Source organism: Paenibacillus sp. P13VS, assembly GCF_015143645.1.
Taxonomy (GTDB): domain Bacteria; phylum Bacillota; class Bacilli; order Paenibacillales; family Paenibacillaceae; genus Paenibacillus; species Paenibacillus xylanilyticus_A.
Map to the genome: position 1 here is coordinate 309,862 of NZ_WYEV01000002.1, position 23,779 is coordinate 333,640.

At 46.6% G+C, this 23,779-nt stretch carries 21 protein-coding genes; 8 read left to right on the forward strand and 13 right to left on the reverse strand.

From position 1 onward, the window contains the following. Positions 1–16: 16 nt before the first annotated feature. From GUA98_RS02560 to rpiA, 9 genes are all read right to left on the reverse strand, one after another. Complete coding sequence (locus GUA98_RS02560; protein WP_193721970.1) at positions 17–454, reverse strand: GNAT family N-acetyltransferase; 438 nt, start codon at positions 452–454, stop codon at positions 17–19. Between the two features lie 65 nt (positions 455–519). Then, a complete protein-coding gene (locus tag GUA98_RS02565) occupies positions 520–1,506 on the reverse strand; it encodes an N-acetylglucosamine kinase (RefSeq protein ID WP_193721971.1) in 987 nt (328 codons plus the stop codon). 105 nt (positions 1,507–1,611) lie between these two features. Beyond that, positions 1,612–2,325 carry a class I SAM-dependent methyltransferase gene (locus tag GUA98_RS02570; RefSeq protein WP_153977942.1) on the reverse strand — a complete coding sequence of 238 codons (714 nt, stop codon included), beginning with the start codon at positions 2,323–2,325 and terminating at the stop codon, positions 1,612–1,614. A gap of 21 nt (positions 2,326–2,346) precedes the next feature. Continuing rightward, positions 2,347–2,697, reverse strand: a complete 351-nt coding sequence (locus tag GUA98_RS02575) for a hypothetical protein (protein ID WP_153977941.1) — start codon at positions 2,695–2,697, stop codon at positions 2,347–2,349. Between the two features lie 51 nt (positions 2,698–2,748). Further along, positions 2,749–3,726 (reverse strand): alpha/beta hydrolase, encoded by a 978-nt coding sequence (locus tag GUA98_RS02580; protein ID WP_227779357.1) that lies wholly within the window; start codon positions 3,724–3,726, stop codon positions 2,749–2,751. Positions 3,727–3,835: 109 nt separating this feature from the next. Continuing rightward, positions 3,836–5,542 (reverse strand): hybrid sensor histidine kinase/response regulator, encoded by a 1,707-nt coding sequence (locus GUA98_RS02585; protein ID WP_153977939.1) that lies wholly within the window; start codon positions 5,540–5,542, stop codon positions 3,836–3,838. Between the two features lie 14 nt (positions 5,543–5,556). After that, complete coding sequence (locus GUA98_RS02590; protein ID WP_193721972.1) at positions 5,557–6,645, reverse strand: B12-binding domain-containing protein; 1,089 nt, start codon at positions 6,643–6,645, stop codon at positions 5,557–5,559. A 240-nt stretch (positions 6,646–6,885) separates the two neighbouring features. Beyond that, on the reverse strand, positions 6,886–7,347 hold the full coding sequence (locus GUA98_RS02595; protein ID WP_153977937.1) for a MarR family winged helix-turn-helix transcriptional regulator: 462 nt from the start codon (positions 7,345–7,347) through the stop codon (positions 6,886–6,888). Between the two features lie 145 nt (positions 7,348–7,492). Next, positions 7,493–8,164: a ribose-5-phosphate isomerase RpiA gene (rpiA, locus tag GUA98_RS02600; protein WP_095287900.1), complete on the reverse strand. Its 672-nt coding sequence runs from the start codon at positions 8,162–8,164 to the stop codon at positions 7,493–7,495. Between the two features lie 666 nt (positions 8,165–8,830). On the opposite strand from rpiA, the gene GUA98_RS02605 reads away from it, so the two are divergent. Beyond that, a complete protein-coding gene (locus GUA98_RS02605; protein WP_153980649.1) occupies positions 8,831–10,573 on the forward strand; it encodes a methyl-accepting chemotaxis protein in 1,743 nt (580 codons plus the stop codon). A 42-nt stretch (positions 10,574–10,615) separates the two neighbouring features. Next, positions 10,616–14,329, forward strand: a complete 3,714-nt coding sequence (locus GUA98_RS02610; RefSeq protein WP_153977936.1) for an amino acid adenylation domain-containing protein — start codon at positions 10,616–10,618, stop codon at positions 14,327–14,329. A 68-nt stretch (positions 14,330–14,397) separates the two neighbouring features. Here the strand turns inward: GUA98_RS02610 and GUA98_RS02615 are convergent, their stop codons facing one another. Together GUA98_RS02615 and GUA98_RS02620 are read right to left on the reverse strand one after the other, a co-directional pair. Continuing rightward, the gene (locus tag GUA98_RS02615) at positions 14,398–15,018 is read right to left on the reverse strand and encodes a TraX family protein (RefSeq protein WP_227779358.1); all 621 of its coding nucleotides are present in this window, start codon (positions 15,016–15,018) and stop codon (positions 14,398–14,400) included. A gap of 57 nt (positions 15,019–15,075) precedes the next feature. Beyond that, the gene (locus GUA98_RS02620) at positions 15,076–15,543 is read right to left on the reverse strand and encodes a GNAT family N-acetyltransferase (RefSeq protein WP_153977935.1); all 468 of its coding nucleotides are present in this window, start codon (positions 15,541–15,543) and stop codon (positions 15,076–15,078) included. Between the two features lie 196 nt (positions 15,544–15,739). On the opposite strand from GUA98_RS02620, the gene GUA98_RS02625 reads away from it, so the two are divergent. Genes GUA98_RS02625 through GUA98_RS02640 form a run of 4 tightly spaced genes read left to right on the forward strand, consistent with a single transcriptional unit; the run spans position 15,740 to position 19,701 of the window. Beyond that, positions 15,740–17,188 (forward strand): spore germination protein, encoded by a 1,449-nt coding sequence (locus GUA98_RS02625; RefSeq protein ID WP_153977934.1) that lies wholly within the window; start codon positions 15,740–15,742, stop codon positions 17,186–17,188. Continuing rightward, positions 17,185–18,333, forward strand: coding sequence for a Ger(x)C family spore germination protein (locus tag GUA98_RS02630; protein WP_193721973.1), 1,149 nt, complete (start codon positions 17,185–17,187; stop codon positions 18,331–18,333). The genes GUA98_RS02625 and GUA98_RS02630 overlap by 4 nt, the downstream gene beginning before the upstream one ends. A gap of 45 nt (positions 18,334–18,378) precedes the next feature. Further along, positions 18,379–18,585: a hypothetical protein gene (locus GUA98_RS02635; protein WP_153977932.1), complete on the forward strand. Its 207-nt coding sequence runs from the start codon at positions 18,379–18,381 to the stop codon at positions 18,583–18,585. A gap of 15 nt (positions 18,586–18,600) precedes the next feature. Then, on the forward strand, positions 18,601–19,701 hold the full coding sequence (locus GUA98_RS02640; protein WP_193721974.1) for a GerAB/ArcD/ProY family transporter: 1,101 nt from the start codon (positions 18,601–18,603) through the stop codon (positions 19,699–19,701). 44 nt (positions 19,702–19,745) lie between these two features. Here the strand turns inward: GUA98_RS02640 and fucU are convergent, their stop codons facing one another. Continuing rightward, on the reverse strand, positions 19,746–20,219 hold the full coding sequence (gene fucU, locus GUA98_RS02645; protein ID WP_153977930.1) for an L-fucose mutarotase: 474 nt from the start codon (positions 20,217–20,219) through the stop codon (positions 19,746–19,748). Between the two features lie 249 nt (positions 20,220–20,468). On the opposite strand from fucU, the gene GUA98_RS02650 reads away from it, so the two are divergent. Beyond that, positions 20,469–20,891, forward strand: a complete 423-nt coding sequence (locus GUA98_RS02650; RefSeq protein WP_095358757.1) for a MarR family winged helix-turn-helix transcriptional regulator — start codon at positions 20,469–20,471, stop codon at positions 20,889–20,891. Positions 20,892–20,924: 33 nt separating this feature from the next. Further along, positions 20,925–22,220 carry an MFS transporter gene (locus GUA98_RS02655; RefSeq protein ID WP_193721975.1) on the forward strand — a complete coding sequence of 432 codons (1,296 nt, stop codon included), beginning with the start codon at positions 20,925–20,927 and terminating at the stop codon, positions 22,218–22,220. Between the two features lie 97 nt (positions 22,221–22,317). On the opposite strand, the gene GUA98_RS02660 is transcribed toward GUA98_RS02655, so the two are convergent. Then, the gene (locus GUA98_RS02660; protein ID WP_193721976.1) at positions 22,318–23,616 is read right to left on the reverse strand and encodes an MFS transporter; all 1,299 of its coding nucleotides are present in this window, start codon (positions 23,614–23,616) and stop codon (positions 22,318–22,320) included. Positions 23,617–23,779 lie beyond the last annotated feature (163 nt).

Below are 23,779 nucleotides of genomic sequence, written 5' to 3' on the forward strand. Positions count from 1 at the left end.
AAAGGTGATCCATGAACTATTCTTCGATTGCATCCTCGTCTTTTTCCAGTACACAACGGAATCGTTCGACACCTGGATATAACTCACCCAAGCTGTATACGACAAAGCCAGTATTACGATAAAATTCCACAGCTTCCTGATCCGTTTCCGCGATGAGCTTGTCTGGATTATACTTTTCCAGCAGCTGTGCAATCATGCCACGGCCATAGTTTTTAAAACGGTTCTCCGGCAATACCGCAATATGCTGGATGGTAATCTCGCTGTTTCCCGTTTTCTCATACCCAACCAAGCCGACCAACTGTCCCTCATCCTCATATCCATCCAGCAGAAGCTCGTCCTTATCCACATATTGCTGCAGCGCATGACCGACTTGCTCCGGGTCCGGGAAAACCGAGTAGGACAGCAATTCCTGCACTTCCGGCTCCTGTATGCGTGATTTTAGATTAATCAACACTCTTATATTCCTCCTATGACTTGCTTCATTCCGTTATCGTATTGTAGTCGTTAGCCTGTCAAAGTTCAAGTCCCATACCCTTGTAACTGACTCCGAAGTGCAGCGGGGGTGCCCTGATTCACCTGAATACCAGCCAATTGAAAAGCATCCAGGATTGCGCCGCCAACGGCTGGCAATTCGCTGGATATGTAAACGAACTCTCTACTTGTAGATGGATGGTTTTGTCCTAACCCTTTCTGAACAGCAGCCTTCATATAAGATGAGGTCAGGCAGCTTCCCGTCAGTGTGTAAGAGACCTGTTTAGATTGAAAACAGCTTGCCAGCATAAGAATACCCACAACAGCTGTATCTGCTGCCGAGTCACATACCCTCATCGCAAGTGGAATTTGCTGAGCGGCAGCTTCCGTCACCAAGGGTGCCATTTGGCTGAATTTGCGGTTCATTGCCTGTTTATCATCAGCAAACCCTGCGGCTCCAAGCGCTGCAAGCTCCGGCACTGAACGCACATTCCAATATGCAAGAATCTGTTCGACGAAGGGATGATCCTCTGGCTCATATCGGCCTGCCAGAACGGAATGCACCGTATCGTAGGACAGAAAACGCGCTGCCGTGGGAGCATAGTGACCAAATTGGTCGTTTCGGAGCCAGATTTCCTGCTCCGTCCTGCCAAGGATCAAAGACCCGGTGCCCCCAATTGCCACGATTCCAGGCCTACCGTTAAAGGCAGCTGTATGAGCAATATGTGTATCGTTTACGGCACTTCTCCTCCCAAGGATGCCTGTTTTGGCAAGAACACCCTCGGCCCAGGTGAATTCTTCTTCCCGGTCCAGACCTGCCATACCCGCTTGAATGGCAGCCACTTGTTCTCCTTTAATGCCAGCCTGCTCCAGCGCTTCTGCTATGCCTCCGAGCACATGCTGCTCAGCATTGGAATCGTGATAACGATTGCAACCTCCCTTTTCAACATAGGACAACAGTTGTCCATCTCCATCGGCTACAGCCACTCTTGTATGACTTCCGCCACCATCAATACCTACCACATATGTATTCATCGTATCCCCCATACTCTGATAATAGACTGTATTCACGACGTTTCCTTATGTCATAGAAAGCAGAACAGCCGGGATGCATAACCTCATACTTCCCGGCAGGTTCTGTTATTGCTTCTGTACGGCAAAACGAAGCAATTCGCAGCGGAACTGTGTCGGCTCATCGTACTTTTCTTCTTCAATGGTCTGAGTTACGTGTTCCTGAAGCAGGATATTCCATCCTGCATATGCCTCTTCAAGCAATTCGGTCGCCTTGGCTGTTGACAGATTTAGTTCGATCAAAGGCTCAATTCGCCGTCCAGTGCTAATCTCCTGCTCCTCTACACTTGTACTCATCGTGATGCAATGAATTCCACCTGTGCGTGTGCCTGCCTGAAGACGACTTAGCGCTTTCAGAAAAGCATTTTCATCGGATACGTGTTCCAGGCAGGAACAAGCTGCAATAAAATCAAATGTATTGGGCCTGATATCATAATGCTCCACGTCTGCTTTCACGGCTTTTACCATATGATCAACCTGATATTTCTTCGCATATTTCCGAAGTCCTTCAACGGCTTCGTCCAGCAGATCCACACCAATAACCTCGCTGTTCGTTTGCTGCAGACGCTGTGCAATTGGAATGGTGTGTCTCCCTACTCCGCACCCCAGATCAAGCACTCGCAGATCCGATTTGTGTGCAAGCAAACGTTCCAGCATCTCCATCACCATTGGCATCGGTCTCGCCATCCACGTTCCGGCTTCAAATAGTTCATTATTCTGATAAAAGTTCGAATGGTAACCTGCCTCCGCTTTGCGCGCTGCTTCGAATTGTTCATTTCCCATGAAAGGCACCCCCGTAATAATCTAGAATTGAATTGTCAGCGTTCCTGAGATCGAAATTAGAATGATGGCCCAAATGACTAACACGAGCAGGGCACCTGTCACAAGCATTTTCCCGGCGTCCCTTTTGTAAGGATCGTCATTAAATAACATTACCCCGCCAATGGCAATCGCTATCGGTGGAAGAAGAATCGCAATTAGAATGAGCAGACCTATGGAGTAACGATCCAATACATCTTCCTCGTATTCTTCCATTTGTGTTGTCTCTGCAGGAACGGTCTTCATTTCAACGAGATTGCCACATGCTTTGCATTTGAACTCGTCTTCTCCCATTTCCTGTTGACAGTAAGAACAAACTCTTCGTGATCGCGGCATGCTGCACCTCCTTGTTACAAGCACCTACTATTAACTACCCACGATATTAAACTAATTTGCGCGCTGCATCATTATCTTGTTCAAGAAGGCATCAAGGACTTCCACATAACGCACTCGATCCACCTGAAAAGCTGTACCGTGACCTGCACGGGGAATCGTCAGCAGCTCTTTTTCCGTAGGACAAGCTTCATAAAGCCGATACACCATCTCTGTAGGGACAAAGGTATCCGCCTCTCCGTGAATAAATAGAACAGGAACCCGCACCTTGGTGAGCTGTTTGAGAGCCGATGCTTCCCCGAAGGAATACCCTGCCTTCCATTTGGAGATCAGACTTGTCACAGGGATAAATGGAAAGGGCGGTAATTTGTACAATTGTTTCAACTGAAACGTAAGCTCATCCTTCACCGATGTATAGGAGCAGTCTGACACGATGGCTTTTACCTGATCCGGCAGAGACTCCCCGCCTGTCATAAGAACCGTTGCACCGCCCATGGAGATACCATGCAGCACAATGTCTGTCTGGTTGCCTACCTTGTTGATCACCCACTGGACCCAATTGACGTAATCCTTCCGATCCAGCCAGCCGAATCCGATGACGTCTCCTTCACTGTGACCATGAGCTCGATCATCAGGCATGAGTACGTTACAGCCTCTTTTCTCTACATAGTACCTTGCAAAACCAGCCATTTCTCTGCCTCTCCCGGAATACCCGTGCGCCAGAATTACCGTCTGACTCGACTTCCCAGTTGAAGCCAACCATATTCCCTGCAATTTCAACCCATCATGAGAGGTGATGCTTACCATTTCACCATCCTGCATGTCCAACCACTCCAGGTCTGAAGCACTGCTGATCAATTCATTATCCGGTTCAGGCATTAGATTCGGATTATCGATTAGAAATGGTTTTGGCGCTCGGCGAATAGCTGTTTTGAAAAAGTATAGTCCTCCGAACCAAGTCACAATAAGAATGACCAGAATAAGTGCGGGAATCCCGTATATTAACATGTATGCTTCTCTCTCCCCACTCAAGATCTTCTACCCCTAACACAGTTAAGGATACATGTTCTTATGTACACTCGTTTTCAGGCGAAAAAACAGGCTTGCTGCCCTAACCTAATTCGTTAAGACAGCAAACCCTTTAAATGATTACCTTCTCCAAAGCTTCACAGGCTTCCTGGTATGCGGGTATCAATTCACCCAGCAATGGCTCAGCCTTCCTCACCTGACCAGTTTTAGCGAGCTGTTCAATCCTTGCAAAAAGTGTCGAACAGTATTCTATTCCTAGACTCAAGCTGCTGGATTTCAGATCATGGGCACATTCCGCAGCTGCAATATGGTCTCCGGAGACAACGTATCTCCGAAGCACTTCAATTTTACCAGGTGTTTCGTTACGATACATGTCCAGCAGCATTTCAAGGATCGACTGTTCACCGTCGCTGTTCAATTCGCCAATCTCTTTGACTATGCTCATATTCAGCACTTCCCGAGGATCCGAGGGATGCTGCCATTTTTGAATGACGTTTTTTAAGGATTCCAGTGTAAACGGCTTGCCAATGAAATCATTCATTCCAGCTTCAAAACATTTTTCTTTCTCGTCGTCCATGACGTTGCCTGTCATTGCAATAATTGGAATGGGATGACGCATTTCATCCTGCTCCATGGCTCTTATTTTGCGTGCTGCCTCAAGTCCATCCATAACCGGCATCATGTTATCCATTAGTATGATTCCATACCTCTTGCTTAGAAAGGCCGCAACAGCCTCTTCTCCGTTGCATACCGAATCGACCTCGGTGATCCCAAGTTTCTTAAGCTGCATCAAAACAACCTGGCGGTTAATCAGATTATCATCTGCGAGCAGGATTGGTCGAGAATAGGGTTCCTGTAGCAAAGCGCCAGAGTCATGCAATGTATCTTGTCCCGTCGGAACTGTGGCTTTTACCGGTTCTGTCTTGCGTCCCATTGGAATTTCAAACCAGAATGTCGAGCCCTGGCCCTCTTGACTAATGACTCCAATCTGACCGCCCATTAACCTCACAAGAGACTGGCATATGGATAACCCCAGGCCTGTTCCTTCGTATTCCTTGGAACGGCCTTTTTCCGTTTGAACGTAGGGTTGGAACAAGGTTTCCTGATCTTCTTCAGCAATTCCGATACCCGTATCCTTCACCTCAAACCGGATCCATTGGGTGTTCTCATCTTCCCGAACCAGGGCAACTTGAATGCGTATTGATCCATCTTTTGTAAATTTGTTGGCATTTTGAATCAGGTTCATCAAAACCTGTGTAATTCGTGTGGAGTCTCCCTCAAGAACCCCCGAAATTCGGGGATCACATTCCACGGCCAGTTTGTTCCCATTTTGGATCACCTTGGGCTCCAGCAAACGAACGATGTAGTTAAACGTAGGCTCCAGTTCGACATCTCCCATTTCAAGACGCATCTGACCTGCTTCCAGTTTGGAAAAGTCCAGAAGGTCCTGAATCAGCTTCAGCAGAAGTCTCGCTGCTTCTTGAATCACTTGAACCGAATGCTGCTGCTCTTCGGACAAGGGAGAATGCTGCAGAAGTTCAGCCATGCCTAATATTCCATTTAAGGGTGTACGGAAATCATGGCTGATTACGGCTATAAATGAACTCTTGGATTCCCCTGCGGATACGGCTTCTTTTCGAGCGGCATCCAGACTTACGTTATTTTTAGCAAGCAGACGCTGTAGCGTCACCAGTTCGTTGTTCATTTCGGAGAATTCACTAAGAATTCGCTCTTCCTGTTCCTTACTGCGAATAATCTGATCAGATAAATGCTCAATCGTTTTACGCAGCTTTTCGATCTCGCCAGCTTCATTAGACATTGCGTCATTCCTCTCTATTCGCGAATCATACCAACGTTGCAGTTGGCAGATTGCTGAGCCAGCAGACGTTCTGCAACGGCAACAGCCTCATCAGCTCCGGGAGCATAACCATCTGCCCCAACGGTCCTCCATAACTCCCGATCAATGTTGAATGGATAACCTCCTACCATGATTTTCACATGCGAGGTAGCCGGGTGATTACGAATCATTTGGATAAGTTCTTTGGCAAGATGAAGATGAAATGTCATCGTTACTGAAATAGCAACCACATCACCCTGATGACGCTCGATCGCCTCAAGCAGGCTGCCATTCGGAACATTTGCCCCCAAATAATACGTATCCCAACCTTCCATCTCAAACACGTCAGCAAGCATACGCAAACCGATCTCATGCTGCTCACTGCCTACACAGGCTGCAACCAGCTTTTTCTGCTGCGGCTCATGGATCAACCAGCGGGGATACAGCCGCGAGATAATAGCCTGCGTGGCTGCCGTACAGAAGTGCTCCTGAGCGACACTAATCTGGCTAAGCTGCCACAAGCGGCCTATTTCATATTGAGTGGGTTGAAAAATATAACGATAAATATCACGAATGCTTGCTCCGCTTTCCAGCTCGGCTTCAACAATGCTAAAAGCTTCTTGGCGTCTGCTATCCAGAAGCGCCTGCAAATAAGATTTGGCAGCATGGCCGTAGGGAAAAGATTCGTTGACGAATCCTTGTGCTACCTCATGATGCTGGGTTTGGTAGATTCCCATTTTCAGATAATCTAGAACAAGTGACTTGGATGCATCATCAAACTCTTCTTCCAACGTCTCTTTGATTAGATTTAAATTAATGGCCAGATCATCCGCCGAAACGTGATAACCTGCCAGCAATGTTTTGAGCCAAGATATATAATGAGTAAACAGGTTAGGACTCTTAACCAGAACGCTCTCAGCCAGATAATTCAAACTATATTGCGAATCCTGTTGAGTCCGCATTCTGCCATTTTCACCAAAACGCTCAAGCAACTCAGGTTGCAGCGTATACTGCTTCTCCGTTATTTTATCAGCCAGCCCACCTGCTGCTTTCAGCAAGCGTTCCCCAGCTTCCTGATGGGTCATTACGTTATCCCTCCTCTTGCTGTGCAATCGTATCAACCATCATGTATATCCACGATAAGAGTCGATTCGATTTCAATCAGCTATTGATCGGGAAATGCATTATATATTATACATGAACTCCAAGGAGAAACATTTCATTCGGAGCTGCATATTAGAACAATTTTCCTATATTATGAGCATTCCTGCAAGTCATCTAGCCAGTTCATGCCCTTTTTTTTCACATAAAAAAACCGGCCTGCGTTATGGACGCAAGTCGGTTTTTCCTTCAGCAGCAAGTCCTAGTTTCTTCAGCAAGCGAATCGCATCCGCTTTTTCGGCTGGCTCTAAACCTTCCATTGCATCAATGATAACCTGATGATGCCCAGGGAATATTTGGGTGAATAGATTTCTTCCCTTTTCCGTCAGTTCCGCGTAAATCACACGGCGGTCTTCCTTGGATGCACGTCTAAACAGCAAATCCTTGTTTTGCAGCTTATCCACTACATAGGTTATATTCCCGCTGGACATTAGCACTTTCTCACCGATTTTTTGCAAGGCTTGTGGGCCCTTGTGATATAACAAATCCAGTACCCCGAATTCTGTCGTATTCAGTCCATGACTCTGAATGTCACGATTGGACCTTGATGTAACAGAATTGTATGCTCGGGCGAGAACCACGAATAATTGCAAAGATAGTTCCCGATTGTCCTCCGTATTCGGCATTTCCATAATCCTCCGTCAATTGTTTGCAAATTCAGGCTGTGCTTCGATGCCAAGCAGCGTTTTCATCCCTCACACAGCACTTCTCAGAACAAATCATTACAATCAATAAGCCAAACACATGTATCCTAGAGTCATCTGATCGATCTTAGGAACGATGGCGCTCATCAATACTACCGTCATCTTTGGCCAGAATCACCGTATCGGCCATGTCAACGAACAAACCATTATCGACTACGCCTGGCAGCATGTTGAGTTGTACATTGAGCTCAGCCGCGTTGACGATGGATTCCATCCGGCAATCCGCAATCAGATTTCCGTTGTCTGTAAGGTAGCGCTCATCTTCATTCATACGCCATTCTGGTCGGCAGCCCAGCTTCTCCAGCGCCTGGAAGGTCCATTCCGATGCAAAAGGAACTACTTCTACCGGCAGTGGAAACTGACCCAATTGTTGAACCGCCTTGCTGCCATCAGCAACAATGATGAGTTTATCACTGTTAGCCGCCACAATTTTTTCACGTAAAAGTGCTCCGCCCCCGCCCTTGATCAGATTGAAATCAGGATCGACCTCATCTGCACCATCAATAGTAATATCCAGTCTGCCAATCTGGTCGAATGGGATGATTGGTATTCCCCACTCGCGAGCCAGCTTGTCCGAAGCTTCCGAAGTCGCCACAGCCTGGATTTGCAGCCCCTCGCGTACACGCTCTCCCAGTCTGCATATCGCAAAATATGCCGTCGAGCCTGTTCCGAGTCCAACCTTCATGCCATCCTGAATGTATTCTGCCGCCCGCTCTGCTGCAATTTTTTTCAGATTCATCTAAAATAAACCCCCGCCTGCTTATGATTTGAAAAATGCACACTGTCTTTATTATAGATAAAACCACTTCCGATGTATATCCATGCCGAATGCCATGCAGCAGGAAATTTGATCTAACGACAAATCCCGGATTTCGCCATTTCCTGCTAAGTAAGTTTATGGTTAGTTAAAATGGTATAAGAAAACTTGCATCCTACGTTCTCCTTCATAGACAAAGGGCCGTTCCTGCTCTTAACACTAATTGTCATCTTTGGATCCATTTCCAAGTTTTAAAGTGTTTTTTTGTATCAGCCTGTTATAAAATAAAGACGGAGACTAGAAAATGGAAATTCCTCCAAATAAACAGTTCTAAATACCTATGTATTAAGTGTCATGTCCGCAAATATGTAAATTATTAAAAAAGTTTTAACGAAACTATTCAATTTAACCACATTTCATACGACATATTAAGTATAGATGTGTTTTAATAATTAGACACCTATGGATTATGAGGTACAAAAGTCTCTGCATTAAGACTGCGAACCCAAGACCATGGTCGCATACATAAGCTCTGGAGGGGGATCAACAAATGACTTGATTGGCTGCATTCATGCAAGCAAATAAAAGGTTTGTTAATTACAAGAAGATCAGGAGTGGAATTTAGTGAAATCATTTAGTTGGAAAAGCATGTCCTTTTTCTCAAAAAACTTATTACTTTCATTCACCAACATCATTATTATCGGGGTAGCACTTATTGCGAGCAGCTATTACTTCCAAAAGACGGTTCTCGTAGACCAGCTGCATGGACAAGTAGAACAAATCACTAAAAAGTGGGCAGAGGGAATCAACCCAGCCGACGTAGAGGCAGCTATTGCAGAAGGCAGTTATGATGGAAAAGTGCAAACCCAGTTGCGTGCTTATTTTGATGAAATGCAAGAATACTACCCGAATATTGCCCAAGCTTATATCTTTGGTGTAGAGCTTGGCGGAGATACGAAAAGAGAAACTTCTCTCGTAGCCATGCCAACCAATCTGAGAGAAGCATTCCAGAGCGATAATGTTAATATTGGCGACATGTATGAACAACCTGTTGTTGTGGCGAATGCCCTCAAAGAAATGCTTAATACGGACCGTCCAACCTTCACGACTTTCTATTCAGATGATTTTGGCACATGGACAACTATTGCTTATCCGATCAAGGACAGCAACGGCAAAATCTTCTCTTACTTTGCAGTCGATGCAGATGCAACAGCAGTACCTGCCGGACTGAAATCACTGCTTAAAAACGGTATCATCATTCTGGTTGCATTCCTTCTGTTGTTCCTGATTATCCAATACCTTGTAGTTAAAAATACGCTATCCCCAATTCGTCACCTGATCAAAGGTATCGATGACGTTAGCCGGGGTAATTTGAATGTTAACATTCCGACAGGAAAAGACGACCTCGGACTTGTAAACGAGAAGTTCAACACGATGGTTCGCAAAATCAATGACACTATCGTTAAAGTGCAAGTCACCTCTCAAGAGGTTAACCAATCAGCCAAAGAGCTGTATGAGGTATCTGAGAAAAACAGCGAGAACGCTGATACCATCAATAGCAATGTAACGCAAATCACCTCCAACATCCGTGGACAGGAACAGGCAAGTATTGATAGCGCCCGTGCCATGGCTGAAATGGCGACTGTCATTCAGACGATTGCCAGCAGTTCCGCGAATGTAGCTGATGAAGCTTATGAAATGGAACGCCGTTCCCAACAGGGTAACACGGTTGTACGCCAAGTATCTCAGCAAATGACACTGATTACGGAATCCGTGAAGAATACGGCTTCAGCAATCCAGGTTCTGGAGAGCCGTTCACAGGAAATCGGAGATATCCTGAACATCATCTCCGGCATTTCCAGCCAAACCAACCTGCTGGCTTTGAATGCATCCATTGAGGCAGCTCGTGTTGGTGAAGAGGGCCGAGGATTTGCCGTCGTTGCTGGTGAAGTTCGTAAGCTTGCTGAACAATCCGAACAATCCACTAGCCAGATCGCCGTATTAATTGAAGAGATTCAAACCGAGATCAAACAAGCTGTCCGCGCAATGGAAAAAGGTACGGCAGAAGTCGATACCGGACTTGACGTTGCAGATCAGACAGGAAAATTGTTTGAAGATATTCTGGAAGCTGCGAAGAAAGTATCGAATCAGATTCAGGAAGTTTCCAGTGCGACAGAAGAAATCTCTGCAAGTACAGAGGAAATGACTGCTACCGCAGATGATCTGTCTGCCAGCGTTAGCAAAACAGCAGAAAGCAGTGAGCGTATTGCCGCTTCCGTTGATGACCAGAAAGCTTCCCTGTCCACCCTTGTTGATTCTTCTACCCGTTTGAACAGCATGTCCGAGGAATTACAGGAATTGATCTCTCACTTTAATGTAAGCAAGTCCTAAAAAACGATAAAACGAACGTTATAATTAAGGAGGAAAATAGACGTGATCGATCATCACTCTTCATCTTCCCAGACAGTGGAATCTGAGTTGCCAGTTCTCCAGATTCCACTGGATTTTGGGCGCCGTCAACAATCATTTTCGTATGAATCAGCTCATATACAGCTGCAGCCAACACAGAGCCGTGAACTCACTCAGAAGTATGGCTCAACGTCAATTTATAACGCGCTTCTGTCGGCATATGCTGCCTTGTTGTTCCGGTTATCAGGAGAACAGGAATTAGGCATTGGCACGCTTGATCCGGATCGTTCTGCATCAGTTCTGCTGCTGCAGGTACATGGCAAGATGAGCTTCCGTGAGCTAATTCGTCAAATTACCCTTTTGCAAGAAAAAGAAGATTCGATGCAGCCAGGTGCCTACCCGGAAACCTTGTTTATGTTTAATAGTGTTCAGCTTCCTCAGGCTCCGCAGGTGCTCAATTGGAGTATCCGTGAGGAGCAGAATGTATACACGCTCGACTTGTTCTTTGATGCATCCCTTCTGAAAGAAGCAACCGTGATGAGATATGCTGAGTACTATCAAACTCTGCTTCTCTCGATGATTCGGGATGAAGACGCAAGCATTGGCTCCGTGGATATTTTGTCCGCCTCTGACCGGACGCTGTACCGCGAGATGAATGATACCTGTGTGTCTCAACCCGAGCATCAGACCATCCACGGCTGGTTCGAAGCTACGGCTGCCGAGTATCCCGATTCGCCTGCTATCACGTCCCCATTCGGCCGGTATAGCTACAGAGAATTGAACGAACGTGCCAATCAAGTCGCACGTGTACTGTTATCCAACGGACTGCAAAAGGGTGAGTTCGTCAGCATCTTCATGGAACGCAGTCTGGAAACGATTATCTCCCTGCTCGGCATTCTGAAGGCAGGCGGTGTTTACGTTCCGATTGACCCTGAACATCCTCAGGAACGCAACAGTTATATCGTAGAAGATACGGCTTCTTCTTTTGTTTTAACCAAGGAGTCCTCTCTAGAAGAAGCTTCACGGTTATTCTCGGGTATTCCGACCGTACGTCAAATTCTGGCTGTGAATGGACGCCTGGCCGGGTTTGCAGCAAGTAATCCGAATCTGGATATTCAGGCAGACGATCTCGCTTACATCATCTACACCTCCGGATCCACAGGCAAACCGAAAGGTGCACTCGTCGCCCATCGCGGGGTTGTGAACCTTGGAAGTGTCGTGCAGCGCGATTGTGACATTCAAGCCGGGGACGTTTTGACTCAGTTTGCTACATACAGCTTCGATGCTTCCGTCTGGGATACGATCGGTGCACTGTTCTATGGAGCAGAATTGTATCTGTTATCTGCCGAGGAACGTGTATCTGTAGAGGAGTTCGCCACAGCAATTGAGCGTACAGGTACAACGATTATTACGATCCTGCCTACGATCTTCTTTAACCAGCTTGCATCCTATCTGTCAGACGAAGGGTTCCACAAGCTGGCCAAGGTTAAAATTATTACCGTTGCAGGCGAAGCCCTGTACGGAGAACAGGTTCGCGCCTTCCAGCGCAAATTTGGTAACCAGATTGATATTGTCAATGTGTACGGGCCTACCGAATGTACTGTGGCGACAACGACACACCGGATCAGTGAACAGGTCCCGGATCATGTGGCTAACATTCCGATTGGTAAACCAATCCATAACTACAAAGTGTATATCGTCAATGAAGAGCAGCAGCTCTGCCCTGTAGGCGTGCCTGGTGAAGTATATATTGCTACCCCAGCACTGGCGAAAGGCTACTTGAATCAACCAGAACGTACAGAGCAAGCCTTTATTGATAATCCTTTTGCAATTGATGAGAAAATCTACAAATCCGGTGATATTGCCAAGCTGCTTGATACCGGTTTGCTGGAATACGTCGGACGTAGTGATTCACAGCTGAAGATCCGCGGTCATCGGATTGAAATTGGTGAGATTGAGGATCACTTTGCTCGCCTTGAAGGGATTCAGGATGTGGTGGTCATTCCGAAGAAAGAATCCGACGGTCAGAACATGCTTGTGGGATATTTCACTTCCAAGGATGGCACGACTCTATCCGTAGATCATATCAAAGCCCAATTGGCTGACAAGCTTCCATCCTATTTTGTACCGAAATGGATCTGTCAGCTTGATGAGATGCCTATCGCACCTACCGGCAAAATTCACCGGAAAGCGATGGTATCCCTACCAAACGAGGAAAGACATGAAAATCGGCCGGATCGGGTCATGCCTGAGACAGAGACCGAGGCGATTATATTCAATGCATGGAAAGAAATTCTGGGACACAGCGACTTTGGAATCGAAGACAGCTTCTTTACGATCGGTGGCGATTCCTTACGAGTAATCCATGTCCTGGTTATTCTCAAGCCGCACTATCCGCAGCTGAAGATTGCCGACTTCTTTGCAGAGAAAACCATTCGTTCCCTGGCACTCCGTGTACAGTCACTTGCGCAGACTACTGAACAAACGGCCCCATCCGGTGAACACACTGGCGTAATGACCCAACTGGCGGAGCATCCGGTAGAATTGGCATCCCAACTGGGCTACCCTGAGATTCTTAAGCCGGAGCATGTTCTGCTAACAGGCGCTACAGGTTACCTTGGTTCACATGTGCTGCAGCAGCTCCTTCTTCATTCGGATGTGACAATCCATACGCTTGTTCGTCGTCCGTCTGACGGTAATACAGCCATGGAGCGTTTAAGCAAGGTTATGGAGGGATATTTCGGCACTGAGATCAGTGCACTTCTCCCTTCACGTGTGGAGATTATCGAGGGAGATCTGGAGAAGCCTAACCTCGGTTTAACCGCTGAACAAACCAGTAAGGTACAAGCCCGAATTGATCGGGTAATTCACTGTGCGGCAGACGTAAGACACTTTGGAGATGCTGAACAGTTTGCCAAAACCAATGTAGAGGGTACAGTAGCCCTGCTGAATCTGGTTCGCAGCAAACCGGGCGCTTCCTTCCATCATGTCTCGACCATGGGCATACCGGAAGATCTGGCGCTCAGTGGACAATGGGAATCATCCCTTCAGTATGACCGTTTCCCGGCAGATCTGCATGTAGAGAACCTGTACTCTGACAGCAAACTTGAAGCGGAGAAAGTACTGATGATTGCAGCTGAGGAAGGAGTACCGGTAAGCATCTACCGTGCGGGTAACCTGACATGTCATTCGGAAACGGGACGCTTCCAGTCCAACATCGACAGCAATGCCTTCTACCGGATGATCAAAGCGATGCTCCTTCTCGGCAAAGCTCCTGCTGCCGAATGGTTGGTTGATTTCACACCGATCGATTATGCAAGCCAGGCTATTGTGCATTTGGCTCTGCGTGATGACACGGCTGGACGGGTATTCCACATTTGTAATCCCGAGTCGATCCGTTACGATAGTTTGATTGCTTCCATCAATCGTGCGGGATATGAAGTCGAAACGCTGCCTTTTGATGAATATACCAGCTGGTTATTCGATTCATCCATCAGCAAGGATCCAGAGGCCTTGCAGCTCGCCATTGCCCAATTGGAAGGTGACGGTGCGAAGGATTCAGCCTATGTATATGCTTGCCCGGTAACAACAGCGTATGTAGAACCAGCAGGAATTCACTGTGCAAAAGCAGATGACTCATTCATCTCCAGCATGCTGCAATATGCAGTTAACATTGGATATTTCCCTGCTGCTAATCAGCCGCAGCTTGACTCTTCCCCATCTCATATGGTGGAGTAGGACCATTCATAAAAAAACAAACAAGCCACCTGGCCGTTACTTCTGACAGCAAGGTGGCTTGTTTGTTTTTATGTCCAGCGAATAATAGCAATAATGGCAAGATGAGCCGGGTAAAAATAACGCCAGATCCACCTTGGTCCTTTCAAACGAAAACCTGCCCCGTAATACTGCGCAATGGCAATGCCTAACGTAGCCACTACACTGTACATTTGCACCGAGCTGCTGTGGAGCTGGATATAAAGAGCCGTTAACAAAACATGCCCCAGCACAAGTATGGGTCCCTGGAAGTACCGGAATAACAGTACTAGCAGCAGTCCATACATGCCATAATCCATCGCAGATATCTCCATAATGATACCTGCCCCAATAACAATCGGGATACCCAGTAATCGGTTTGGCAGTTTGTCCAGTACCAGCAAAACCAGCAGGGACGACCACAGGGTCCATACGACGTTTAATGACAAGTGATTAAATGCCGCCATGAAAGGGACTTGGGAGAGCACAGCGATCCAAAAAAGACGCCAGATGTATTTTTGTACATTACGTGTATGCTTATACCCGATATAGACAGCAAATGCATATATGGGAAAAGCAATCCGTCCAATAATCCTCAGTTCATCAACCTGCGGATAAAAGACAGCCCCTATGTGATCGATCAACATCGTGATCATGGCGATCCACTGCATCATTGTGCGTTAATCCCTCCCCTATCTATCTCTACTTCGAATATACGTACTACAGGTTAATCACACATTACGTTCATAATACAGGAAGTGGTCATCTTTCGCATACCCCTCTGATTCATATAAAGCCTGTGCCTGTATATTGTTAATCGCTGTGGATAAGGTTATTCGAATCGCCCCTGTCTCGCTGGCGAAGGTTTGTGCAGCCTGCATCAACTTGCGAGCTATACCTTGCTTGCGGTGATCCCTATGTACAAATAAATCGTTTAACACCCATATGGACCCCATGGACACTGAACTGAAGCTTGGATATAACAGAACAAACCCGGCTATGGTCCCTGAACCAGGTTCCGTTTTGGTATCCGATTCTGCCATCCAAATAACAGATTCATCCTTGCTCAACCGCTCCTGAATAAACTTTATGGCCCTCTCCGTATCAGAAACCTGGTTATAAAACATTCTGTACTGGTTAAATAATTCACCTATCTCCTGGGCGTCATCAAGCCCTGCCCGTCTAACTCGGTACTCCATTTATTTCTTCCCCCTAACCACGGAATGATTTCTCATATACTCTATCTATTTTAAGGCAATTACAACCATCCACCCATTCATCATCTGCATCAAAGTTTGCAATCGTTGTCCAAGAAGAATAATTTAAACCAACCTATGCAAACTATACTCTTAAGCCCGGACTTATTCGAAGTTCGCAGTTAAAGGAGTGCTAACTATGGACACGGAGACAATTCTCGGACAGCTCAAACGGCGCCTTACCGGCATCTCCGATATCGTCTATCAACCTTTACAGATAGGCCCGGTGGGCGGTTTTCTCATTTATATTCAGTCCATCGTAGATACAGTGACCATGCGAGAAGCCATTATCAAACCGCTGCTCGAAAAGGTTTCTCATCATGAAGTGGAGCCTCTCTTTTTATCACATGTCATCAGCGGCGAGTTTTTCTCACTGGAATCCAACCGTTCCGATTCCGTGGAGCAGCTGGTGGACGACATTGTTTCGGGTAAAGCAGCCTTGTATCTGGAGGGCTTGTCAGGCATGCTTTCCTTTTCCATACAAGATTATCAAAAACGCTCTGTTCCAGAATCCACAAATGAGGTTGTCATCGTCGGTCCTCAAGAAGCCTTTATAGAGGATATCAACGTAAATATGTCGCTGCTTCGACACAAAATCAAACATCCTGACTTCAAATTAGTCAAGTTCACCATCGGCAAATATACCAAAACAGAAGTTTATGTCGTATACATCGAAGGACTTTGCAAAACGGATATTCTTGAAAATGTGTTGAACAGCCTTGGCGAAATTGACATGGACAGCAGTTTGGGAGTTAGCTATCTGTCCGAGTTTCTGGAGGAGCATCCCCTCTCTCCTTTTCCGCAATATCAGTACACGGAGAGGCCGGATACCGTCGCTGCAGCTTTGGTGGAGGGGCGCATTGGAGTGATGCAGGACGGGACACCCTTCTCACTGCTGCTTCCAGTTACCTTCTTTTCCTTGATGCAGTCTTCGGAAGATTACTACCAGCGCTTTCATTCTGCTTCGTTCATTCGGATCATCCGGCTGCTTTTTTCGTTAATCGCCTTTTTGCTGCCTTCCATTTATGTGGCCGTGACGACCTTTCACCCGGAAATCATACCGACCAACCTGCTGATCACTATTGCTGCCGCAAGGGAGAACATCCCTTTTCCAGCTTTAGTTGAAGCAATCATCATGGAAATCACCTTCGAAGGATTGCGTGAAGCAGGCATACGGATTCCCAAACCTTTAGGCCAGACCGTATCTATTATCGGAGGAATCGTTATTGGACAAGCTGCCGTACAAGCGGGTATCGTCTCTGCTCCGCTGGTCATCGTTGTATCCATTACAGGCATTGCCGCGTTCATTATCCCGCACTTCGAGCTGGGCCTAGCTTTTCGGCTGCTTCGTTTTCCGGTTCTGCTCATGGGTGGAACGTTAGGATTATTCGGTGTGGTCATTTCCATCTATCTGATTTACTGGTATATGGTAAACCTGCGTTCCTTTGGTGTTCCTTACATGCAGCCGTTTGCCCCACTGGTGCTTCGGGATTTCAAAGATACCTTTGTACGGGTTCCATGGTTTCGGATGAAAAAAAGAACCAAAGCCTACGCTGCGGATAATGAAACGAGGCAAAAGACACCATGAGTGCCTGCAACAGGTTTGTTAAAAGTGGACTAGTATTACTTTGCTTCTTCCTTTGCACCGGATGCTGGTCCAAAGTAGAGATCAACGAGAGAACTTTCATTACAGCCATGTACGTCGACAAAGGCGAGAAACCAGGCGATATTGAGTTAACGCTCAGCATGCCCCTCCCCAATCGGCTTGCACCCGAAGGCGGCGGATCAAGCAAATCACCTTATGCCATCGTTTCTGCCAACGCACCGACGATAGCAGATGCACTGGAGAGAATACAGACCGATTTAACACGCAAAATCTCTTGGGGACATACACGGGTAGTCGTATTTGGCGAGGCCTATGCCAAGGAAGGCATTCAGGATACGCTGGCATGGATAGCACGTGAACCCCTCTTTCATCTAAGCAGCTACATCATGGTTGCCAAAGGCAAAGCCAAGGATGTCTCCGACCTTACGCCTGTGTTTGAAGAAACACCCAGTGACGTGCTGCGTGAATTTTCCACAGAAGAAAACCTGTTAAAGACTCAGGTGCTTAACGTCTTCGCTGCAGATAAAATGAATCAGGGATTTGCATCCCCGATCCTGACTGCCCAGCAACGTCATATGGCAAGTGAAGAAGGCGAGTTAAAAAAGTGGGTAAGCCAATCTGGCGGTGCACTGTTCAAACAAATGAAAATGGTTGCCTCGCTCTCTGACGATGAAGCACGTGCGGTTGCCTGGGCAGAGCGAACCCTCGACTCCTTGAGCATATCCGTCAAAACAAAAAAAGAAAAAGCAAGCATGACGATCTATGACATGCATTCGGACGTTCACGTTCGATTGGAACGAGGCGAGCCGATTTTTGACATTAAACTGAACGGGAAGGCAGAACTCAATTCGGTCATTCCTGTGCTTAAAGCAAAAGATATCGTGGCAGTGAGGGGTATCGAGCAGGCCGCCAGCGAAAAGGTAAGTGCTCATCTGAGAAATGCAATCCAGACTGGAAAGAACCAAGGGGCTGATATTTTGAGGCTCGGATACAGATTGGAATGGAGGTATCCCGAAATGTGGAAAAAACTCCGGCCCAAGTGGATCACTTATGTAAAAAACGATTTGCAGTACAAGATCACTACTGACATCAATATTCAATTTGTAGGATCGGAGTCCAGCTTCTAACTGGATTCGACAGCTGTTTACCGTCCAACTTCCCAGGAGGTTATCATGATCGTGGTACTAGTTTTTGCAGGACTTTACTTCTTGGACTGGTCTTCAATACGCTCCAGCAATAAGAAAATGAAAGTTGGCTACTTCATCTTGCTGTTTTGCTATCTCGTGTGGAATACACTGGCGGTGAGCTGGCCTGGATGGCCAACTCCCAATGACATGATCCTTCTGGTCTTTGGCTGGGCTGACCGAATATCCCAATAAGGAAAGGGGACTCCCATGAACCATCTCACTGCCGGACAAGCCTATCGCTTCATGTTTGTTTACCTGTATTCAGAGCCTGTCGCCTTTCTCTTACAACGATTATTTAAAATGAGCGGGTATCAGGGCTGGCTGTCCACCATTGGCGGATTCACCATTAGCCTGATCTTCCTTCTGTCTACTTACAAGCTGGGCTCACTTCATCCGGATAAGCCCTGGATTTCATTTGGAGACAGAATTGTCGGCAAATATGTGCATCAAATTTATGTTGGGCTGATCGCCATGCTGTGTATTTACTTGCTATCTATCGATGTGGAAAATTTTCTTGTGTTTCTTCAATCGATGTATCTTCCTGAAACCCCGATATGGTTAACGGCAGGCATAACCGTTTTGTGTGTTTGTCTTTCCGCTCGTTCCGGATTAATCACAATTGTGTTTATGTCAGAAGGTATTTTTGTCGTACAGCTAATTACGTCTACACTTCTGATACCGACTGTGGGAGGCGGTGGCAATCCGGGGATATTAATGTCTATGCTGACCCATCACAACCCGTCCGAAATCCTGTTCGGCTCCCTCTCAACCATGCCGTGGTTTTCAGAGTGGATGTTGTTCCTGTTTCTTGCACCTGCAATCATGTTCCAGAGGCCTCTGCTCAAGAGTATGTTTTTCGCCGGGGCTACAGTCGTTGTGTTCATCATTCTCTTTTGGATGTTCACAATCATGAATTTTGGGCCATATGTGGCTGCAAGCCTGCGGTATCCTTTGCTGGAGATGATCCGATTCGCCCGCTATGGAGACTTTCTGGATAATCTGGACCCTGTCTTGATTGCCATCTGGTCTACGACCATGTTCACGCGCAGCTCTTTTCTACTGTATGTCGCCTCGGTATGTCTTTCCAAATTGTTTCGCGTTGAACGACAGAAATCCTTTGTATATTTGCTTGGTGGAACAGCCGCAGCCATGGTGCTTCAATATGCAAAAGACGCAGCCTCCTATGAACTCGCTATTCGTTCCTATGCAGTACCTGCGTATACCGTACTCATTGAATCGATGCCCATCGTGTATGTGGCTGTACACTGGCTTCGTGGCCTAAAAATCAAAAAGGCGAACAGAGCGTAAGCTGCTCCATCGCCATGTCTATAGTGTATCTGCATCAATGAAAATCACTTTAATTCCACACGTTGAGTTTGCAGATCAGGACTTACATCAGGGAAAATGACCCCTTTTTTCAAGATGAGATTGGCATACTGGGCACGTTCACCGGTAGCAACGATGGCATAGGCACGGGAAGCCCTCTCATAGAACGAAAATCGCTCTTCTTGATCGAAGGCGTCTGTGATGCCTTCATGCTCCAAGATCAGCCTGCGGTAATCCTCCCATATGATCGGAACAACCTGATCTCCCTTGACTACCTGCATGACGGCTGCAGGCCGTTCTGCATACGTATCAAGTGGATACAACCTCAAAATGGCCTCCAGTAATTCTACGGTTCCCAGCCCATCACAACGGATAAGACGCCTGGCATGGCTGGCTGCAGGGAAATTGCCATCAGCAAGCACCAATTCGTCTCCATGCCCCATCTCGGACATAATCTTAAGCAGCTCTGGAGAAATTATTGCAGGAATGTTTTTCAGCATACTCAGCTCTCCTTGTTAGCTCCACATTGAATGGAGAAAAATGACCTTCGGTATTCCAAGATGACATCCTTAACTTTCCACCTATGCAGTTCACTTCCATTCTATCAGGATTTGCTAAATTCGCACAATCCAATTTGAAAGCGGTTGATATCCAATTTACTTTGACAAAATTGGTTGCATCACATATAGTTGTTATAACAAGTAATTTGTTTGAAGATGATTTACAGGAAAGTGAGGAACGACGTTCGTATGGACTATTCGCTAGAACAATCTGTCGGATTTATGCTGGGCTTCACATATCGCAAAGCCGCTGCTTTACTTGCGACCCGTTTTAAACCTTATGATATAACAACCGAGCAATTCTCTGTTCTGTTCAATATCGATAAGGGAGAAGGCGTGAACCAAAAGGAAGTGGCGAGTCGCGTTTTGAAGGATCAACCCACCACTGCACGCATTATTGATCTACTCGAGAAAAAGGGATGGGTTGAACGTCGGACCAGTGAACAGGATCGCAGAGCTTATCTCCTCTATCTGACTGCGGAAGGAAAAGCGTTGATCGATATTCTGGTTCCCATTGAAAGAGAAATGAATAAAGAACTTGCTGAAGGTATACCTGAAGACCAGATGGAAGCATTTAAACATACTCTTTCCCTCATCAATCGCAACTTGTAAAGAACTGAACATCTCAAGGGGGAATGAATTCATATGAAAGACCGTTCTACACAGGTTAAACTTTGGACTACCGATTTTATTTTGCTCATGCTCTGTAACTTCCTGCTTTTCCTACAGCTGCATATGATTGTTTCTCCTCTTCCTTCCTACGTACAGGAACGATTCCACGCGAATGCATTTGAAGTCAGCTTATTCACCTGTCTGTTTGCGCTTAGTGCAATTGCAGCACGCCTATACTCAGCCAAAGCACTCGAAAAAGGCCTTCGCAATGCCATGATCTACATCGGCCTGTCCGTAGCCCTTCTTGCTACACTCGGGTATTATTTTGCTGCCGGCATAGCTGTCCTGCTGCTGCTGCGCATGATTTTTGGTGTTGGTTTCGGAATGAGCAGTACCGCGTTCCCAACCATGGCCTCTGACATTATTCCGGTTAAACGTATGGGAGAAGGTATGGGCTACTTCGGGTTATCTACCAGTCTTGCCATGTCCATGGGTCCCATTATCGGGGTTACGCTGCTGCAGGGTTCAGGATTCGTGACACTTATGCTGTGTACAGCAGCCGTGATCGTGGTCATCTATCCACTCAGTTTTTCGTTAACACGTAAGAAGGCTGCACGTTCACAAGCAGCACCTCAAACTTCAGCTGGGGCTACAGCGAATGTTTCCGGAACGAAGGAGAAAATTCCTTTTAATCGAAAATTGATCCTGCCCAGTGTGCTGAACTGTTTGTTATCCATCACCTATGGTGGACTTGTCGGATTCATTGTGTTATATGGCAAAGAGGCCAACCTGGCCAACCCTGCTTTATTTTTCTTGTTCAACGCGTTAGCTGTACTGCTAGTCAGACCATTTGCAGGCAGATTGTATGACAACAAGGGACCCAAAGCGCTGCTTATTCCTGGAGCGATTTTTGTGGCAATCGGACTGATTATCCTCTCTTTTGCAACGTCCATGCCGATTTTATTTGTCGCAGCATTCATTTATGGCATTGGGTATGGTTCCATGCAATCGTCACTGCAGACCTGGATGATTCAGATTGTAGCTCCAACCCAGCGCGGGATGGCGAATGGCATGTTCTTGAATACACTTGATTTGGGGATTGCTACCGGTGCTCTGCTGCTTGGTGCGATCGCCTCCATGACAAGCTACACGGACATGTACCGATATTCTGTCATCTTCATGATTGTGTTCTTGCTGATCTATCTTATCCAAGGTAAACGAAGTGGAACTTTCGCAGTCTCCGTCCATCCGTTACTTGCCCATACACATATATCGGGCACGGATTCAGACTCCAAAGAGTCAAGTTCAACCTCATCCGCTGAAAAATAAAAAAATTCTCGTCAAATATAAAAAACGCGTTTGCCAGGTGAGAATGATGTTCTCGCCAGCAAGCGCGTTTTTGTGTCTACGCATTAACGCAGTTCATTTAAAATGGACTTTTCTTTCGCCTAACGGGTACCCGTCTAGGTACATGATGTGTCTCCCCATTCTGTTCCAACTTGTCAGGGGCTTCCCCCGAGCTGGCCTGTTTTCCTTTTTCAGGCTTAACCGCAAATAATGTGAGCAGGCCACCTACCGCTCCGGTAGCTGCGATTACAATAAAAAGAACAAAATGCGAAGTACCAAGGAGAAGGGATACCACCGGCGGCCCCAAAGAAACGCCAATAAAGCGCATACTACTGAACAAGGCTGTAATCGTACCGCGCTGCGCTTTGTCAACGCCTTCAGTAATGAGTGCATCAAGACATGGAAGCGTGGCACCAATCCCTACACTACCCAGAGTGAACAATCCCACCACCAGATAGATGTTATCCCAGAGCCCCATAATGATCAAAGATCCGGTCAGAATCACAAGTCCCGTAAAACCCACCCACTTCATGCGAACCTTGCTCTTTCCAATCCATTTACCTGCGAGAAAAGATGACAAGCACAGAGCCGCCAGCGGAATCGCAAGCACCAGACCTTTCAGAACACCTTTCAGCTTGTACTCAGACTCCAGCGTCTCCGACAAATAAAAAAGCACGCCAAAAATAACAAACATGCAAATTCCACCGATGGCAAAAAGTGAATATAACCAGCGGCCTTTTTCTTTGAGCACTTTACGAACAGATGAGACAAACTCCGAGAAGGTCGGTGGCTTCTCTTTTTTCTTCGGCGTTTTTACCAGAAAAATAACGAGTACCAGGGAAAGCAAACAGAGCACCGGTATGGCCATAAACGGCAGGTACCACAGCCACACGGCCAGCGCAGCACCCAAAATAGGACTTATGACTTTACCGAACGTATTGGAGGTTTCGATAATACCCAAACTTTTGCTGACCTGCTTTTCGTCGTCAAACATGTCACCAACAAGGGGTATGACGATGGGAAAAGCACCAGCTGCGCCTATTCCTTGCAGAAGCCTTCCGCCAAGGATAGTCCAATACGCTATGCTTCCGTTCAGCATTAACGCAGCTCCGCCTGCTACCGCACCCCCTGCCGCAGCAATAATAAGGCTGGGGATGATGACCGCTTTACGGCCAAACCGATCAGACAGATACCCTGCAATTGGAATAAGCAGTATGGCAACCACTGCGTATACCGTAATAAGCATGCTGACCTTGAAGGACGAAACGTTCAGTTCACGCTCAATTTGCGGGAGGATCGGAATCAGCATGGAGTTACCCAACGTCATAATCACCGGGATGGAAGCAAGTGCGACGAGGTCCCACTTTTTATCTTTCATGCCTTAACCACCTTTACGAGATCGGAAAACAACACTGTTAGTGTGGTTCGTTCGTCAAATGATTATACGGGATATGTAAAAAAGTTCAGTTACAGCATGATAAAAAACCGTTCCGGGTTGTATAATCCGGAACGGTCTGTGTGTATCATTAGTCATGTTGAAA

Coding starts and splice junctions, on each gene's coding strand:
- GUA98_RS02590 (WP_193721972.1), bottom strand. CDS start 6,645: ATGACCCATCAGGAAGCTGGGGAACGCTTGCTGAAAGCAGCAGGTGGG.
- GUA98_RS02655 (WP_193721975.1), top strand. CDS start 20,925: ATGAAAGACCGTTCTACACAGGTTAAACTTTGGACTACCGATTTTATT.
- GUA98_RS02625 (WP_153977934.1), top strand. CDS start 15,740: ATGGACACGGAGACAATTCTCGGACAGCTCAAACGGCGCCTTACCGGC.
- GUA98_RS02620 (WP_153977935.1), bottom strand. CDS start 15,543: ATGGAGTACCGAGTTAGACGGGCAGGGCTTGATGACGCCCAGGAGATA.
- GUA98_RS02570 (WP_153977942.1), bottom strand. CDS start 2,325: ATGGGAAATGAACAATTCGAAGCAGCGCGCAAAGCGGAGGCAGGTTAC.
- fucU (WP_153977930.1), bottom strand. CDS start 20,219: ATGCTGAAAAACATTCCTGCAATAATTTCTCCAGAGCTGCTTAAGATT.
- GUA98_RS02635 (WP_153977932.1), top strand. CDS start 18,379: ATGATCGTGGTACTAGTTTTTGCAGGACTTTACTTCTTGGACTGGTCT.
- GUA98_RS02585 (WP_153977939.1), bottom strand. CDS start 5,542: ATGTCTAATGAAGCTGGCGAGATCGAAAAGCTGCGTAAAACGATTGAG.
- GUA98_RS02650 (WP_095358757.1), top strand. CDS start 20,469: ATGGACTATTCGCTAGAACAATCTGTCGGATTTATGCTGGGCTTCACA.
- GUA98_RS02630 (WP_193721973.1), top strand. CDS start 17,185: ATGAGTGCCTGCAACAGGTTTGTTAAAAGTGGACTAGTATTACTTTGC.
- GUA98_RS02605 (WP_153980649.1), top strand. CDS start 8,831: ATGTCCTTTTTCTCAAAAAACTTATTACTTTCATTCACCAACATCATT.
- GUA98_RS02575 (WP_153977941.1), bottom strand. CDS start 2,697: ATGCCGCGATCACGAAGAGTTTGTTCTTACTGTCAACAGGAAATGGGA.
- GUA98_RS02640 (WP_193721974.1), top strand. CDS start 18,601: ATGAACCATCTCACTGCCGGACAAGCCTATCGCTTCATGTTTGTTTAC.
- GUA98_RS02565 (WP_193721971.1), bottom strand. CDS start 1,506: ATGAATACATATGTGGTAGGTATTGATGGTGGCGGAAGTCATACAAGA.
- GUA98_RS02595 (WP_153977937.1), bottom strand. CDS start 7,347: ATGCCGAATACGGAGGACAATCGGGAACTATCTTTGCAATTATTCGTG.
- GUA98_RS02615 (WP_227779358.1), bottom strand. CDS start 15,018: ATGATGCAGTGGATCGCCATGATCACGATGTTGATCGATCACATAGGG.
- rpiA (WP_095287900.1), bottom strand. CDS start 8,164: ATGAATCTGAAAAAAATTGCAGCAGAGCGGGCGGCAGAATACATTCAG.
- GUA98_RS02660 (WP_193721976.1), bottom strand. CDS start 23,616: ATGAAAGATAAAAAGTGGGACCTCGTCGCACTTGCTTCCATCCCGGTG.